Annotated in this window: 12 protein-coding genes; 8 read left to right on the forward strand and 4 right to left on the reverse strand. The window is 76.0% G+C overall.

Annotated elements, in window-relative coordinates; all coding sequences use genetic code 11:
- Positions 1-8: 8 nt before the first annotated feature.
- The 3 genes from AMK13_RS39295 to AMK13_RS39305 all read right to left on the reverse strand — a co-directional run bounded on the left by AMK13_RS39295 (position 9) and on the right by AMK13_RS39305 (position 7,194).
- Entirely contained in the window at positions 9-4,571 is a 4,563-nt protein-coding gene (locus AMK13_RS39295; protein WP_074006353.1) for a hypothetical protein, read from the reverse strand.
- Positions 4,572-4,688: 117 nt separating this feature from the next.
- A complete protein-coding gene (locus AMK13_RS39300; protein ID WP_049658421.1) occupies positions 4,689-5,564 on the reverse strand; it encodes a hypothetical protein in 876 nt (291 codons plus the stop codon).
- 91 nt (positions 5,565-5,655) lie between these two features.
- Entirely contained in the window at positions 5,656-7,194 is a 1,539-nt protein-coding gene (locus AMK13_RS39305) for a hypothetical protein (protein ID WP_369808353.1), read from the reverse strand.
- A 185-nt stretch (positions 7,195-7,379) separates the two neighbouring features.
- On the opposite strand from AMK13_RS39305, the gene AMK13_RS43920 reads away from it, so the two are divergent.
- The 5 genes from AMK13_RS43920 (at position 7,380) to AMK13_RS39330 (ending at position 11,858) form a co-directional block, all read left to right on the forward strand.
- The gene (locus tag AMK13_RS43920; RefSeq protein ID WP_074006354.1) at positions 7,380-8,432 is read left to right on the forward strand and encodes an IPT/TIG domain-containing protein; all 1,053 of its coding nucleotides are present in this window, start codon (positions 7,380-7,382) and stop codon (positions 8,430-8,432) included.
- 429 nt (positions 8,433-8,861) lie between these two features.
- Positions 8,862-9,401, forward strand: a complete 540-nt coding sequence (locus tag AMK13_RS39315; protein WP_241853229.1) for a hypothetical protein — start codon at positions 8,862-8,864, stop codon at positions 9,399-9,401.
- A 175-nt stretch (positions 9,402-9,576) separates the two neighbouring features.
- Positions 9,577-10,353 carry a LamB/YcsF family protein gene (locus AMK13_RS39320; protein ID WP_234348727.1) on the forward strand — a complete coding sequence of 259 codons (777 nt, stop codon included), beginning with the start codon at positions 9,577-9,579 and terminating at the stop codon, positions 10,351-10,353.
- Complete coding sequence (gene pxpB, locus AMK13_RS39325; RefSeq protein WP_074006355.1) at positions 10,350-10,982, forward strand: 5-oxoprolinase subunit PxpB; 633 nt, start codon at positions 10,350-10,352, stop codon at positions 10,980-10,982. The genes AMK13_RS39320 and pxpB overlap by 4 nt, the downstream gene beginning before the upstream one ends.
- A 12-nt stretch (positions 10,983-10,994) precedes the next feature.
- Positions 10,995-11,858: a biotin-dependent carboxyltransferase family protein gene (locus AMK13_RS39330; protein WP_074006356.1), complete on the forward strand. Its 864-nt coding sequence runs from the start codon at positions 10,995-10,997 to the stop codon at positions 11,856-11,858.
- Positions 11,859-11,888: 30 nt separating this feature from the next.
- On the opposite strand, the gene AMK13_RS39335 is transcribed toward AMK13_RS39330, so the two are convergent.
- On the reverse strand, positions 11,889-12,659 hold the full coding sequence (locus AMK13_RS39335) for an alpha/beta fold hydrolase (protein WP_074006357.1): 771 nt from the start codon (positions 12,657-12,659) through the stop codon (positions 11,889-11,891).
- A 145-nt stretch (positions 12,660-12,804) separates the two neighbouring features.
- Here AMK13_RS39335 and AMK13_RS39340 point away from each other — a divergent pair, with 145 nt between their 5' ends.
- From AMK13_RS39340 to AMK13_RS39350, 3 genes are all read left to right on the forward strand, one after another.
- On the forward strand, positions 12,805-13,338 hold the full coding sequence (locus AMK13_RS39340; RefSeq protein ID WP_049659302.1) for a PadR family transcriptional regulator: 534 nt from the start codon (positions 12,805-12,807) through the stop codon (positions 13,336-13,338).
- An 84-nt stretch (positions 13,339-13,422) separates the two neighbouring features.
- Positions 13,423-14,118 carry a class I SAM-dependent methyltransferase gene (locus AMK13_RS39345; RefSeq protein WP_074006358.1) on the forward strand — a complete coding sequence of 232 codons (696 nt, stop codon included), beginning with the start codon at positions 13,423-13,425 and terminating at the stop codon, positions 14,116-14,118.
- Positions 14,119-14,344: 226 nt separating this feature from the next.
- On the forward strand, positions 14,345-15,187 hold the full coding sequence (locus AMK13_RS39350; protein ID WP_074006388.1) for an undecaprenyl-diphosphate phosphatase: 843 nt from the start codon (positions 14,345-14,347) through the stop codon (positions 15,185-15,187).
- Positions 15,188-15,206: the final 19 nt, after the last annotated feature.

The following is a 15,206-nucleotide window of genomic DNA, read 5'->3' on the forward strand; positions in this document are numbered from 1 at the left end:
TAGCGAGTTCACGGCTGGGCGGGAACCTCCGCGGGGCGCTTGAACATCCGGGTGGCGGTGATCTCGCCGTGGATGGTCGGGCCGTCCGGGTCCGGCGCGGCGGGCAGGCCCGGACGCAGGTGCTCCTCGACCGAGATGTACTTGAGGCCGGCCCGCAGGTCGGCGTCGTTGCGCAGGCGGATCACCAGCGGGAACTCGGCGAGCGCGGTGGTGTCGAACAGGCCGGTGGTGTAGATCAGCTGGACGCCGAGCGCGTCGGCCACGGCCCGCTGGAGCTCCAGCAGGTAGGTGGCGTTGGCGCGGCCGATCGGGTTGTCCAGGAACAGCGTGCCGGCGTGCCGCAGTTGGGACTGGCCGCGGTCGTTGGCGCGCAGCGCGGCCATCGTGCAGTACAGCGCGATGGCGGCGGTGAGCAGCTGGCCGCCGGAGAAGACGTCGGACATCTGGCCGACGCTGACCCGCTCGGCGCGCAGCACCGCGTCGGGCTTGAGGATCTCGACGCTGACGCCCTTGGGGCCGATCGCGGCGGCGACCCCGCGCAGCAGCAGGGACATGCCGTCGCGGCGCAGGTCGCTGTTCTTCCTGACGGCGGCGCGGGTGGCCTCGTCGATGACCTCGCCCAGGCGCTCGACCAGGGTGGCGTGGTCCGGGTCCTCGAAGCGGATCCGGAGGAACTCCTGGCCGGACCACTCCCCCAGGCCCTCGGGCAGCCGGGAGAGCCGCTGGGCGGCGCGCAGGGTGGTGAGCGAGGACTCGACCAGGCCGCGCAGCCGGTCCACGATCGAGCCGCGGTTCTTCTCCAGCTGGGCGAGCTCGTCGGTGAGCACCCGCAGCCGGGGCGCAAAGGCGGTGGCCCAGGCGGCGGCGTGCTCGGGCAGCGCGGAGGCGGGCAGTTCGCGGATCTGCTGGCGGGCGGGGGTGCGGACGGCCTCGTAGCGGGCCGCGTTGGCGTGCCGGACCAGGGCGTCGGCGGTGTCGCGGACGGCGAGTTCGGAGGAGGACAGTTCACCGGCGGCGGTGCGCAGGGCGCGGCGGGCCTCGGTGGCGCCGGTGCGGGCCTCGGTCAGCGAGCCCAGGTACGGCTCGACCGGGTCGTCCGGGTCCTCCTGGTGGTCGCGCAGGCCGTCGCGGAGCTGGCCGGCCAGCTCGTCGAAGTCGGCGGCGGACGCCTGGGCGGTGTCGAAGGTCCGCTGGAGGTCGGCGTGGGCGGTGCGGGCGGCGTCCAGGGCCTCGCGGCGCTCGGCCAGGCGGCTGGTGGCGGTGCGCAGCAGGGCCTGGGCGTGCTCCGGATCGGTGGGGACGAGGTCCTCGGGCAGTTCGGTGTGCGCCTCGCCGTCGGCGGGGGCGGAGCGCTCGGCCTCGCCGCGCAGCCGGCCGAGCTGCTCGCTGGCGGTGGCGGAACGGGCCTCGATGGTGGCGACCAGTTCCTCGGCGCGGGCGGCGGCGGCCTGGCGGGCCGGGCCGTCGGCGCCGTCGGGGCTGCCGAGGAGTTCCTCGGCGCGGGTGCGCACCTTGTTGGTGAGGCGGTCGAGTTCGGTCGCGGCGGCGGCCTCGTCGCCCTCGGCGCGGGCCTGTTCGGCGCGCAGGTCGGCGCCGACGCCGACCTTCTCGTACAGCTGGGAGGCGGCGCGGTAGGCCTCGCGCAGGGCGGGCAGCGCGGCGGGGGCGGCCTCGGCGGGTTCGTCGGCCTGCTCGGCGGCGGGGATCTCGGCGCGTTCGGCGCGCAGCGCGCGGGCCGTCCGGCGGGCGTCGTCGGCGGCGCGCTGGGCGGCGCGGCGGTCCTCGTCGCAGGTGCGGGCGCGTTCGGCGCAGAGCGCCTGGCGGCGGTCGCACTCGGCGGCGTCCTCGGCGAGTTCGCGCTGGCGGCGGGCCCAGTTGGCGCGCTCGCGCAGCCGGAAGGCGAGGCCGGAGAGGGCGTCGGCGCGGCGGCGGGCGCGCTGGGCGGCCTCGCGGTGCTCCTCGTGGGCGGAGGCGGCCGCGGTGTGGTCGGTCTCGGCCTCGTCGTGGTCGGCGCGCAGGGTGGCCAGGGCGGCGGCGGCCTGCTCGGCGTGCTCGCGGGCGGCCTCGGCGGCGGCGGCGAGTTCGGCGAGGGTGCCGGGCGGGCAGCTGGCGTGCCAGGAGGCGAGGCGGGCGGCGAGGGCGCGGTCGGCGCCGAGGCGGCCGGCCAGTTCGCGGATGTGCTCCTCGCGGGCGCTCGCCCGGGCGCGCAGTTCGCGGCGCTCGCCGTCGGCGGCGGACTCGTCGTGCATGGCCGGGTTCGGCGGCACGAGGAAGAAGGCGGGCTCGTCGGTGATCGGGGCGATCAGCGAGGCGGCGGCGCCGACGGCGACGGTGGAGCGCGGCAGCAGGGCGGCGGCCTGCAGGGCCTCGCGGGCGCGCTCCAGCGAGGAGGGGTCGGTGACGACGACGCCGTCGACCAGTTCGGGGCGGGCGGCGAGGATCGCCTCGTGGTCGGCCGGGTCGACGGACTGGGCGAGGTAGCGCCAGCCGGGCAGGGCCGGGATGCCGTGCTCGGCGAGGTACTCGACGGTGGCGAGCACGTCCGGGCCGGGCGGCAGCAGGCCGCCGTCGCCGAGGGCGGCGAGGATGCGGGAGTCGTCGGCGGCGGCCGTGCGGAGGTCGAACAGGGTGCGTTCGGCGGTGGCGATGGACTCGTCGAGGAGTTCGCGCAGGTACTCGGCGTTGCGGTCGAGCAGGGCGGGGGTGAGGAAGCCGGCGTCCTCCTCGGCGCCCTCCTGGTAGGGGGTCAGGGAGAGCAGGTCGGCGAGGCGCTGTTCGGTGGCGAGCAGGGCGGCGGTGCGCTGCTCGGCGGCGAGGGACCGGGCGGCGTCCTTGCGCGCGTCGCCGGCCCGCTCGGCGGCGAGTTCGGCGCGCGAGGTGGCGGCGGCGGCCTCGCGCAGCCGGGCGGCGGCGGACTCGGCGGCGGTACGGGCCTGGGCGAGCGCGGCGGAGGCGGCCTTCTCGACGTCGGCGGCGTACAGCGCGGCGCGGGCCGGGTCCACGTCGCCGTCGGCGTCGATGAAGCCGGCCGCGACGGCGGCCTCGGTCTCCTGCTCGACCTCGGCGAGGCGCTGGCGCAGGTGATCGGCCTCGCTGCGGGCCTTCTGGGCGGCGGTGGCGGCCTCGGTGGCGTCGGTCTGGGCCTTGCCGCCGTCCTGCTGGAGTTCGCCCGCGCGCTCCTCCTCGGTGTCGGCGCGGGACTCGGCGGCCGCGGCGGCGGCCTCCAGGGCGCGGGCCAGGGCGGTCGCGGCGCGGGCGCGGGCGGCGAGCGCGGGGGCGGCGTCCAGCTCGGCCTCGCGGATGGCGGCGGCGACCCGGGCGACCCGGTCGGCGGCGGCGCGCTGGCGCAGCACCGCCTCGGCGGCCTGCCAGGCGGAGTGCAGGGTGCGGGCGTCGATGAGTTCGCGGCGCAGCGCGGCGGCCTCGGCGGTGGCCGCGGTGAGGCTCAGGGTGGCGTGCCGGTGGGTGAGTTCGTCGGTGATCAGGCTGTGCCGGGTGCGGTCGGCCTCGGCGGCGGTGACGGCGCTCGCGGCGGCGGCGACCTCGATGGCGAGGTCCTGGGCGCGGTCGCGTTCGGCGGTGGCGCGGGAGGCGAGGGCGTGGGCGAGGCGGCGGGTGCGGCGCTCGGCGGTGCGGTGGGCCTCGCGGACGGTCTCGCGGGCGGTGGTGGCCTCGGCGATGCGCTCCAGGAGGTCCAGCGAGCCGGCGGTGAAGTCGCGTTCGGCGGTGAGTTCGGCGCGGCGGCCGAGCTTGGCGGCGAAGCCGTGCACGAGGTCGGCGAGGCCGTCGGTGTCCCGGGTGTCGGTGACGGCGCGCAGCAGGAGGTCGGTGAAGTCGCTGTCGTGCTTGACCGCGAAGAGGCCGGCCGCCTCGCCCTCGTCGGCGTTCATCTCGCGCTGGTAGCGGAAGAGTTCGGGGTCGAGGCCGAGTTCGCCGAGGTGCTCGGTCCAGCGGTCGTGGCCGTCCTCGAAGACCAGGTCGAGGTGCGGGTGGGCCTTGCCGGCCTCGGTGAGGGCGTCGCGGAAGCCCTTCATGGTGCGGCGGCGGCCGCGGGCCTTCTGGTCGCCGGCCAGGCTGACCCGTTCGGCGACCGGCAGCGAGTCGAGGGTCAGGCCGGGGCCGGGGCGGAAGGAGTACCAGGTCTCGGCGAACTTGCGCGGGTCGGAGGAGACCTGGCGGCCGCGCCACTCGCTGACCTTGCCGACCACGATCGGCTCGCCGGTGACGGTGTGCTGCCACTCCAGGGCGACGTGGCCGCAGTCGTCGGCGAGCAGGAACTTGCGCAGCACGCCGGAGCTGGCGCCGCCGAGGGTGTTGCGGTGGCCGGGGAGCATGACCGAGAAGATCAGCTTGAGCAGGACGGACTTGCCGCCGCCGTTCTCCAGGAAGAGCACGCCGGCCGGGGCGGGGCGGCGGACCGGGCCGTCGGGTTCCTCGCCGAACAGGCCGATCTGCTGCGGGGCCGGGTCGGCGACCGGCTCGCCGACGCCGCGCAGGTCGAGCACCGTGTCGGCGTAGCGGGCGCCGGCCGGTCCGATCGAGTAGAGGCGGACCCGGTTGAGCTCGTACATGTGCGGCTGTTCTCCGTGGCTTGCGTGGCGTGAGGGATGGGCGGCGGGCCGGATCGGGGCGGGTGGGCCGGGGCCGGCGCGGTGGGCCCGGAGCGGGTGGGCTCCGGGCGCCGGGGCTCAGAGGGAGTGGAACGGCAGCCCCGCGTCGGCGACCAGTTCGTCGCCGGTGTCCGGCGGCAGCAGGCTGGCGGTGCCGTCGGAGACCGGGACGATGCCGAGGTCGAGCAGTTCGGCCATGGCCGCGCTGCCCGCCAGGTCGCGCACCTGGAGCTGGTAGCGGGCGGTGGTGCGGTAGGTGCCGCCGGAGTCGTCCGAGACCTTCTGGAGGAAGCCGGAGTCGACCAGGAACAGCACGGCCTTGGCGACGATGCCGATGGTGGAGCCGGAGAGCCGGCGGGCGTCCTTGGTGGCGCCGGTGGCGGTGCGCCGGGCCCAGACCCGCCAGGCGGCCTCCAGGCCGGGGGCGTCGGAGGCCGGGTCGGTGTTGGCGCCGTCCGCGTCGGCCTGCTCCTCCAGGCGGCGGCAGGCCTGGCGGACGAAGGAGTCGACGCCGTTGACGGTGATCCGGCCGAGGTAGCCGTCGTCGGCGAGGTCCTCGGGGCGCGGGAAGGCCATCGCGGCGACGGCCAGGTGGGCGAGGCCGTGCAGGAAGCGGTCGGTGGACTCGGAGGCGGCGCGGCGCGAGTAGTCGCCCATCCGGACGGCGAACAGCGAGTCCTCGGCGGCGGCCACGGCCATGCCGGCCCGCGGGGAGACCTCCAGGACGACCAGGCCCATGCCGGTCGCGATGGCGTCGGCGAGCCGGGCGAACGGCGGGTCCTCGCGGTGGCGGCGCACCAGGTCGGCGTACTCGGCGTCGCGGGCGGGCAGCAGCTTGGCCTGGAGGCCGAAGGAGACCAGTCGGGCGGCGTCCGCGACGTCGGCCGGGGTGATCGGCGCGGGGGCCGCGGGTTCGGTCTCGGCCGCCCAGGACGTGTCGTGGTGGGTCGTCACGGGCGGTGCTCCTCGGGGGTGGCGCGGTGGTTACGGTTCGTCATGGTTGGTCCCGGCGGGGTTGGTCCCGGCAACGTGTGCTCCCGGCCGGTCAGCCGGCGTCCTTGCGGTCGGCGGCCATGCCGACCGCGTCGAGCAGGGCGCTGCCGACGATCAGGTCGGCGCCGCCGAACTCCCGGTCGCGCAGCGGGGTGCCGTCGTCCACGGCGAACAGCAGCCGCTCCTCGCCCTGGCGGTAGGCGGTGCCGACCGGCGGGCTGGCCGCGTGCACGGCGAGCAGGGCGACCAGGTACGGCAGGTCCGGGTCCTGCTTGCGGGCGTCGGCGAGCAGGCCGGAGAGCCGGCGGGGGGCGTCCGGGGGCAGGTCGAGCAGGAGCATCGCGGACTCCAGCTGGGCCTCGGAGAACCGGCTGTCGTCCGGGGTGGCGACGAGGTCCGGGTCGGGCAGCTCGGCGCCGAGGTGCTCGCGCTCGACCGGCGGGGTGAGCAGCAGGTCGACCAGGTCGGCGACCCGCACCGAGACCGGGGTTCGCAGACCGGCGCCGCGGGCGAAGAACGCGCCGGTGGGGCGGACGGCCTGCTCTATCGGCAGCCGCAGCACGGGGGCGAGCAGCTGCCCGTAGAGGTCGATGCCGCTGCGGGCGCCGGGGGCGGCGAAGGCCTGGCGGTCCTGCTCGGCGCGGAACAGCGGGCCGGCCTCCAGCAGGCGGGTCTGGAGCTGGGTGTGGCGGCGGATGCAGTCCTTGACGATGTCGACCAGCTCGGCGGCGCGGCGCTTGTGCTCGGGGTCCTCGGCCTCGTCGCGGGCCTTGCGGATGTTGGTGAGAATCGCGTTCTCGTGCCGGTAGCGGTCCGCGATGTGGTCCAGCGCCTCCTCGATGAGATCGGGGATGGCGCGCATCCAGTCCACCGCCCGGACGTTGCGGCGGGTGGCGTCCAGGGCGCGGCGCAGCGTCTCGGCGTACTGGACGGTGCGGTAGCGGGCCTGCTCGGCGGCGAGCTGGGCGTCGGCCAGGCGGCCGCGGCGGATCAGCACCTCCAGCTTGACCTCGGCGGCGATCTGGGCCGAGGTGACGTCGGTGTCGAGCGCGCCGACCAGGACGTTGACCGCCTCGTCGGTGGTGCGCAGGTAGACGCCGCCGTCGGGGCCGGGGACCTCCTCGATCAGCTTGAAGTCGTAGTCGCGGCGGACGTACTCGCCGTCCGCGCCGAAGGTGCCGTAGACGGCGCGGAAGCCGCGGTCCACGCTGCCGACGTTGATCAGCGACTCCAGCACCCAGCGGGCGACCCGCTCGTGCTCGACGGCGGGACGGCCGACGGCCTGGGCGGCGACCCGGGGCAGCAGCCGGGCGAGCACTATCTCGCGGTCGGCCCCGGTGTCGAAGTCCATGTGCAGGGTGACCAGGTCGATCGCGGCGAGGCCGACCTCGGCCATCGCGTAGCCGCCGTACTCGCCGGCCAGGTTGACCTTGCGGTTGTCCAGGTCGTGCAGCGGGGCGGTGCAGGCCAGCGCCTTGAGCCGGCGGGCCAGGCCCTCGTCGGCGGCGGGGCCGGGCGCGGGGCGCGCGGCGGCCGGGCCGGCCGGGGGTCGGAGGCCGGGCTCGATGGGCGGGTCTGCGATGGCGGTCACGGTGGACAAGATTAGAGGTTCGCACCGAGTTCGACCGAAACGGACCTTGCGGGCGGGCGGAGCGGCAGGTGGGCGGCGGTTCGGGTGACGGATTCGGAACGTGGTTTCGACGGGATTCCGCCATTCCCGAACCGGTATTCGAGAAAACCGTGAGGGTCGCGCACCTGTTCGGTGATGATCGACCCATGATCACCCGACTGGCCAAAGCGGGCCTCGCCGCCGCGCTGTCCGTGACCACCCTCACCACCGGCGCCGTCCTCGCCACCGGTGCCACCGCCGAGGCCGCGACCCCGGCGGTCCCGACCTCCGCCCAGCACGTGACCGTCTCGCAGAGCGGGAACTACCCCGGCGGGTTCTTCACCACCGGAAACATGTCGGTGTCCTGGACCGTCGCCGGCACCACGGACCTGACCGGGCCGACCCACATCACCCTCGACCTGCCGCCCGGCGTCACCACCGACGGTGCGATGTTCTTCCCCGCACCGGCGGACTACACCTTCACCACCGCCCTCTCCCCCGACCACCGCCACCTGGAGGCCGTGTTCACCGGCACCCGGCCGGTCGGGAGCTACAACTTCATGAAGCTCAACCTGGCCACCACGCCCGGCGTGCCGATCGTCGGCGCGATCACCGCGACGGTCGCCAACCCGAACGACACCGACCCGACCGGGCACGTCTCCGGCTACGACCTCGGCAGCAAGAGCTCCCTGCCGGCGACCGTCCAGGCCGCCCCCGCCGTCACCGGCCTCGACACGGCCACCGGCCCGGGCACCGGCGGCACCGCGGTGACCGTCAGCGGCAGCAACCTGGCCAACGGCATGGTGCTGGTCGGCGGCGTCCCGGCCCCCGGCCGCTGCACCGACACCGCCTGCGCGGTGACCACCCCGGGCGGCACGGGCAGCGCCCCGGTCAGCGTGGTGACGCCCGGCGGCACGGCCGCGGCTCCGGTCACCTTCGACTACACCGGCGCCCCGCCGCCGGCCCCGGCCGCACCGGTGCTCAGCAGCGTCTCTCCCACCTCCGGCCCGGCCGCCGGCGGTACCCGGGTGTACCTGTTCGGCAGCAACCTGACGTACGGGTCGGTGGCCTTCGGCGGGGTGCCGGCCACCCACGTCTCCTGCGGCCCGGCCGCCTGCACCGCCACGGCCCCGGCGGGCGCCCAGCCCGGGCCGGTGGACGTCACGGTCACCACGGCGGGCGGGACCAGCGCGCCGGTGACGTACACCTACACGGCGTAGCGGCCGTACGCGGCGCACTGGCCGCCGTCGGTGCCCGGGTTCCGCGGAGCCCGGGCACCGCTGCGTTCGGGGCGGGGCAGTGCCGCCGCGTCCCCTCCACGACTCCGGCCCGGCTCGGTGCGGCCCCGGCCACCCTTCCCGCCGACGCGACCGGTTCCCCTCCAGCCCCCGATCCGGCCCCGGCCCACCCTCGCGCGCCCCCGACCACCCTCCCGCCGACTCCGCCGGCCCCCGCCTGGGCCCACCCACCCGGCCCCCTCCAGCCCCCGATCCGGCCCCGGCCCGCCCCCGCGCGCGCCCGGCCACCCCGCCCGTTCCCCTCCTCGCCCCACCCACCCCGAAGGCCAGTTGAACACGTTCAAAAGATGGGTCTAGAGTCGGTTCCGCGCAGGCGGGACAAGGCTCCGCCTGCACTTCGGCATGCTCGGCATGGAGGTGTGCGAGATGGACGGCGACTCGGCGGTCATCCTTCGCAAGGTCCGACGGTGGCTCTGGTTCTTCCTGGTCTGCCTGGTGCTCAGCGGTCTCACCGCGTTCCCGCTGGAGACCGAGACCCGCTGGCTGGCGGACTTCGCCGCCGGCCCGGCCGCGCCGCTGAGCGATCACCTCCCCGGCGCGACGGCCTGGATCGACCGGGTCCACACGGGCGTCGCCGAGACCAACGCGCGGTACCCCTTCCTGGCCTACGGCACCGACTGGCTGGCCTTCGCCCACCTGGTGATCGCCGCCGCCTTCTGGGGGCCGCTCAAGGACCCGGTCCGCAACATCTGGGTGATCCGCTGGGCCGTGCTGGCCTGCGGGGCCGTCATCCCGCTGGCGCTGATCTGCGGCCCGCTGCGCGGGATCCCGCTGGCATGGCGATTCATCGACATGTCGTTCGGCGTCTTCGGCGTCATCCCGCTCCTGCTCGTGCTGCGGGCGCTGCGCCCGCTGGAGCGCGCGTTCCGGGGGCCGGCGACCGCCGGTTGAGCCCGGGCGGCCCGCGCGCCCGGCTCGCACCCCGGCGCGACCCCGCGCGGCGCCGCCCCGGGGCGTGCGGCCCCGGGCACACGCCGCGGCGCCCGCGGGGCTCCGGGTCACGGGCAACGGCCTTCATCCGCAGGCCCTACCATCTGGCTCAACAGCTGCTGGGAGGCGGACGGGCGTGGCCGATGCGGTGATCGATCTCAATGCGGACCTCGGAGAGGGGTTCGGACGCTGGACCCTGACCGACGACGAGGCCCTGCTGTCGGTGGTGACCAGCGCCAACGTCGCCTGCGGGTTCCACGCCGGGGATCCGTCGACGATGCGCCGGGTCTGCGCGCTGGCGGCCGAGCGCGGCGTCCGGATCGGCGCCCAGGTCTCCTACCGCGACCTGGCCGGCTTCGGCCGCCGCGCGATGGACGTGCCCCCGGAGGAGCTCGCCGACGAGATCGCGTACCAGATCGGCGCCCTCCAGGTGTTCGCCCGCGCGGCCGGCTCCAAGGTCTCCTACGTCAAGCCGCACGGCGCCCTCTACAACCGGGTGGTCGGCGACTCCGAGCAGGCCGAGGCCGTGGTGGCCGGCGTGCTGCGGGCGGGCGCGGTCTGCGACGGGCCGCTGCCCGTGCTCGGCCTGCCGGGCTCGCTGCTGCTGGAGGTGGCCGAGGGCGTCGGGCTCCCGGTGGTCGCCGAGGCCTTCGCCGACCGCGCGTACACCCGTACCGGCACCCTCGTGCCGCGCCGCGAGCCGGACGCCGTGGTGCACGACCCCGAGTCGGTGATCACCCGCGCCGTCGCCATCGCCCGGGACGGCACGGTGGAGGCCGCCGGCGGCGAGCGGATCGCCGTCGAGGCCCGCTCGCTCTGCGTCCACGGCGACACCCCCGGCGCCGCCCAGCTCGCCTGGCGGATCCGCGGCGCCCTGGCCTCCGCCGGGGTCCGGGTGGAGGCCTTCACGTGACACCGGGGACGGTGCGCCGGGTCGGCGAGCGGGCGCTGCTGGTCGAGCTGCCCGGGCCGGCCGAGGTGGCCGCGCTGTACGGCTGGCTGAGCGAGCGCCGGGAGTCGGGGGCGCTCGGTGCGGTGGAGGAACTGGTCCCGGCCGCGCGCACCCTGCTGCTGGACGGCGTCGCGGACGTCGACGCGGTCGCGGCCCTGCTGCGCACCGCCCGTCCGACGGCGGCGGCGGCCGGGGTGGCGCGCGGACCGCTGCTGGAGGTCCCGACCGTGTACGACGGCGCCGACCTGGCCGAGGTCGCCGCGCTGTGGGGGGTCTCCGTGGAGGCCGCCGTCCGGATCCACACCGGGCCCGAGTACGTCGTCGCGTTCTGCGGCTTCGCCCCCGGCTTCGGCTACCTCACCGGCCTCCCGGCGCCGTACGAGGTGCCGCGCCGGGCCACCCCGCGCAGTTCCGTCCCGGCCGGCTCGGTCGCCCTGGCCGGCCCGTACACCGGCGTCTACCCGCACCCCTCCCCCGGCGGCTGGCAGCTGATCGGCCGGACGGCGCTCGCCCTCTGGGACGCCGACCGCGAGCCCCCGGCCCTGCTGGCCCCGGGCACCCGGGTCCGCTTCACCGCTGAACGGGCCTGAGGGGGAGGCGAGTTGAACGAGCTGGTGGTGGAGCGACCGGGACCGCTGACCACGGTCCAGGACCTCGGGCGGCGCGGGGTCGCCCACCTCGGGGTGCCGAGGGCCGGGGCGCTGGACGAGCCGGCCCTGCGGGCGGCCAACCGGCTGGTGGGCAACGACCCCGGGGCCGCCGGGCTGGAGAGCACGCTCGGCGGGGTCGCGCTGCGGGCCGTCGCGGCGGTCCTGGTCGCCGTCACCGGTGCGCCCTCGCCCGTCCGGGTGGACGGCCGGCCGGCCGCCTGGGGCGCGCCGGTCCTGGTGCCGGCCGGAGCAGTGCTGGAGGTGGGGGCGGCGACGGCCGGGGTGCGCGGCTACCTGGCGGTGGCGGGCGGGATCGACGTCCCGCCGGTGCTCGGCAGCCGCTCGACGGACCTGCTCGCCGGGCTCGGGCCGGCCCCGTTGGCCGCCGGGGACCGCCTGCCGGTCGGCACCCCGCCGCCGTACCGGGCCCGGCCCGAGCTGGTGCCGCTGCCCGCTCCCCCGGCCGAACTGGTGCTGCGGCTGCGGCTCGGACCGCGCGCGGACTGGTTCACCCCGGAGGCGGTGGCCCGCCTCGGCCGCGACCGGTACCTGGTCTCCCCGACCGGCAACCGGGTCGGGCTGCGCACCGAGGGCCCGCCGGTCGCGCGTGCCCGGGACGGCGAACTGCCCAGCGAGGGAATGGTGTTGGGCGCGGTGCAGATTCCGCCGGACGGCCGGCCGGTGGTGTTCCTGGCCGACCACCCGACCACCGGCGGCTACCCGGTGATCGGCGTCGTACCGGCCGCCGACCTCGCGGCCGCCGCCCAGGCCCGGCCGGGGACACCGGTGCGCTTCGTCCCCCTGCGGGAGCGCTGAGCGGGAGCACCGGGCGACCCACGAACCCGCTCACCCCCGTTCGAGCGCCTCCGCCGCGGCGGCCGCGAAGCCGTCCGGGTTGTCGATCATGATGTTGTGCCCGCAGTCCGGCACCGCGACCACCCGCACTCCGGCCGCGCGGAGGGCGTCGGCACCGGCGGGCTCGCCGTCCGCCGCCGGGTGGAGGAAGGTGCGCGGGAGGTCGAGGCCGAGCAGCAGCTCGCGCATGGTCGGTTCGGTCGCCCGGGCGAGGTGGCGGGCGCTGCGGTGGAGCGCCTCCGGGCCGGCCAGCCGCATGGTGGACCACCAGAACGGGCCGACCCGCTCGGCGAATTCGCCCAGGCCGCCGGCCAGGAACTCCTCCTCGCCGTAGGCCGCGATGCCGCTGCTGCCGGGGCGGCGCCGGTCGGGGTCGATCCGGTCCAGGTTGGCGTCCACCAGGAGCAGCCGCTCGACGAGGCGCGGGTGCCGCCGGGCGAGGACGATCGCGACCGCCCCGCCCATGCTGTGGCCGACCACCTCGACCCGGTCCGGCCCGGCGGCCGCGACCGCCGCCGCGACCGCGTCCGCGTGCTCCTCCAGCGTGTAGCCGAAGTCCGTCGGCCGGTCGCTGAGGCCGAAGCCGAGCAGGTCCAGCAGCAGCGAGCGCCGCCCGGCCAGCAGCGGGTGGGCGGCGGCGGCCGCGAAGTAGGCCGGCGAGCTGGAGCCGAGCCCGTGCAGGTAGAGCCGGACCGGCTCGGCGCCGGGCAGCTCGACCCAGCGGATCCGGTCGCCGTTCGGGGTGACGGGGGCCTCGCGCATACTCACTCGCTCCTCGTTTGTGGGGGCCGGCCCGGGGTGCCGGCCCGGGGGTTTCCGGCGGACGAGCAGGACCATACCTCGAACACGAGGTATCACGATAGCGAGATACCCATGCCCCGAGGGACGGATCTGAGAGAGTGGCCCCATGCTGAAGCTCGCCATCCTCGGGTTCCTGTACGACCGCCCCCTGCACGGCTACGAGCTGCGCCGCCACCTCGCCGCGCTCACCGGGCACGTCCGACCGATCAGCGACGGCACGCTCTACCCCGCGATCAAGCGTCTGGAGGCCGACGGCCTGCTGGTCCGCGAGACCGAGCCGGGCAGCGCCGCCGCGCCCCGGCACACCCTGCACCTCACCGGGGCCGGCCGCGCCGCGCTGCTCGACCGGCTGCGCGAGCCCGAACCGCTCGACGTCAGCGACGAGAACCGCTGGTTCACCCTGCTCGCCTTCCTGCGGCACCTCGCCGACCCCGCCGCCCAGGCCGCCGTGCTCCGCCGCCGACTGGCCTTCCTCGCCGAGCCGGCCAGCTTCTTCTACGAGGGCGACCGCCCGATCGGCGCCGAGGAGTTCGACGACCCCTTCCGGCGCGGCCTGCTGCTCGTCGCCCGCGCCACCACCGAGGCCGAACTCGCCTGGCTGCACGCGACCCTGGCCGACCTGGCGGACGGCCCCCGGTAGACCAGGCCCCGAACGCGCCGCGGCCCGCGCGGACCTGCCGACGCCCTCTTCCCCCGCCCACCCGTCCGTGTTCCGATGAACGGCATGGCAGACGAACGACGCGATGGCTACGACGGGACGGGCGAGGGTGCGATCACCCCGGACGGCTGCGCCGTCGAGGTGTGGACCCGCCTCCCCGCGGGCAACGCCCCGGACGTGATCGAGGCGGCGGTGCCGCCCGGCGCGCACATCCTCGAACTCGGCTGCGGCGTGGGCCGGATGACGCACCCGCTGACCGACCGGGGCTTCACCGTGACGGCCGTGGACGAGTCCGCCGACATGCTGGCCCGGGTCCGCCCGGACGTCCGCACGGTGCGCAGCCCGATCGAAGCACTGGACCTCGGCGAGCGCTTCGACGTCGTCATGCTCGCCTCCTTCCTGGTGCACGCCGGTGACGTGACGGTCCGCCGGGGCCTGCTGGAGACCTGCCGCCGGCACGTCGCCGAGGACGGCTGCGTGCTGGTGCAGCGCGAGGGCGAGGACTGGCACCGGAACGTGCCGAGGGAGAGCTCGATCGGCCCGGACGGGCGGGCCCGGCTGGTCTCCGCCACGCCGGTCGGCGACGGCGTCAACTCCGTACGGTTCGAGTACGTCTTCCCGGACGGCACCTGGACCCAGACCTTCCTGTCCCGACCGCTCAGCACCGAGGCGTTCGAGCGGGCGCTCGCGGAGGCCGGTCTGGTGGTCGAGCGCTACCTGACGGCGGACCGCACCTGGGTCCGGGCGCGGCCGGTGCTGTAGCTCCCGGCTGTCGCCGGAGCGGCAAGGGCCCTGTGCGCAAAGCCGGAACAAAGGGTGAACAAAGAACTGTCACTTTCACCCCGTACCATCAGCCGCGCGCCGGGCTCGCGCGCGGCCCGCGGGCCGGGCGGGTCACGGTGGTCCCGCACGCCCATCCGACCCGCAAGGACCCGCCCATGCCGCCCCTGCCCCTCGCCCGACGGATACCCCCGGCGGGTGCCCGGTGATCGATTGGTTCCACGGGGCCGTCCTCGGCCTGATCCAGGGGCTCACCGAGTTCCTGCCGGTCTCCTCCAGCGCCCACCTGCGGGTCTTCTCGGCCCTGCTCGGCTGGGACGACCCGGGTGCGGCCTTCACGGCCGTCACCCAGCTCGGCACCGAGACGGCGGTGCTGATCTACTTCCGCCGGGACATCGCCTCGATCATCAAGACCTGGGCACTGTCCCTGTTCCGGCCGGCGCTGCGCTCGGACCCGGACGCGCGGATGGGCTGGTTCGTGATCATCGGCACCCTGCCGATCGGCATCCTGGGCAAGCTGTTCCAGGACACCATCGAGACCCACCTGCGCGACCTGCGGATCATCGGCACCACGCTGATCGTCTTCGGCCTGATCCTGGCCTTCGCCGACCGCACCCGGGCCGTCCGCCACGCCCGTCCGATCACCGACCTCACGCTGCCGCACGCGGGTGTCTACGGCTTCGCCCAGGCACTGGCGCTGATCCCGGGCGTCTCCCGTTCCGGCGGCACGATCAGCGCGGGTCTGCTGCTCGGCTACAGCCGGGAGGCGGCGGCCCGCTACTCCTTCCTGCTCGCCATCCCGGCGGTGCTCGCCTCCGGGGCGCTGGAGCTGTTCAAGATCGGCGAGGGACCGGCCCCGGCCTGGGGGCCGACCATCCTGGCCACCGTGATCGCCTTCCTGGTCGGCTACGCGGCGATCGCCTGGTTCCTGAAGTACATCTCGACGCACAGCTTCCTGCCGTTCGTCGTCTACCGGGTGCTGCTCGGCATTCTGATCATCGGACTGGTTGTCGGCGGCGTCCTGACTCCGGACGCGGGCGCGGTGAAGTAGAACCGGGTTCCACAAACCA

Origin of the sequence: Streptomyces sp. CB02056 (genome assembly GCF_001905545.1) — a bacterium.
Lineage (GTDB): Bacteria > Actinomycetota > Actinomycetes > Streptomycetales > Streptomycetaceae > Kitasatospora.

Excerpts from the sequence above, each read along its gene's own strand:
- AMK13_RS39345 (WP_074006358.1), top strand. The coding sequence starts at position 13,423 with ATGGCAGACGAACGACGCGATGGCTACGACGGGACGGGCGAGGGTGCG.
- AMK13_RS39335 (WP_074006357.1), bottom strand. The coding sequence starts at position 12,659 with ATGCGCGAGGCCCCCGTCACCCCGAACGGCGACCGGATCCGCTGGGTC.
- AMK13_RS43920 (WP_074006354.1), top strand. The coding sequence starts at position 7,380 with ATGATCACCCGACTGGCCAAAGCGGGCCTCGCCGCCGCGCTGTCCGTG.
- AMK13_RS39340 (WP_049659302.1), top strand. The coding sequence starts at position 12,805 with ATGCTGAAGCTCGCCATCCTCGGGTTCCTGTACGACCGCCCCCTGCAC.
- AMK13_RS39315 (WP_241853229.1), top strand. The coding sequence starts at position 8,862 with ATGGAGGTGTGCGAGATGGACGGCGACTCGGCGGTCATCCTTCGCAAG.
- AMK13_RS39295 (WP_074006353.1), bottom strand. The coding sequence starts at position 4,571 with ATGTACGAGCTCAACCGGGTCCGCCTCTACTCGATCGGACCGGCCGGC.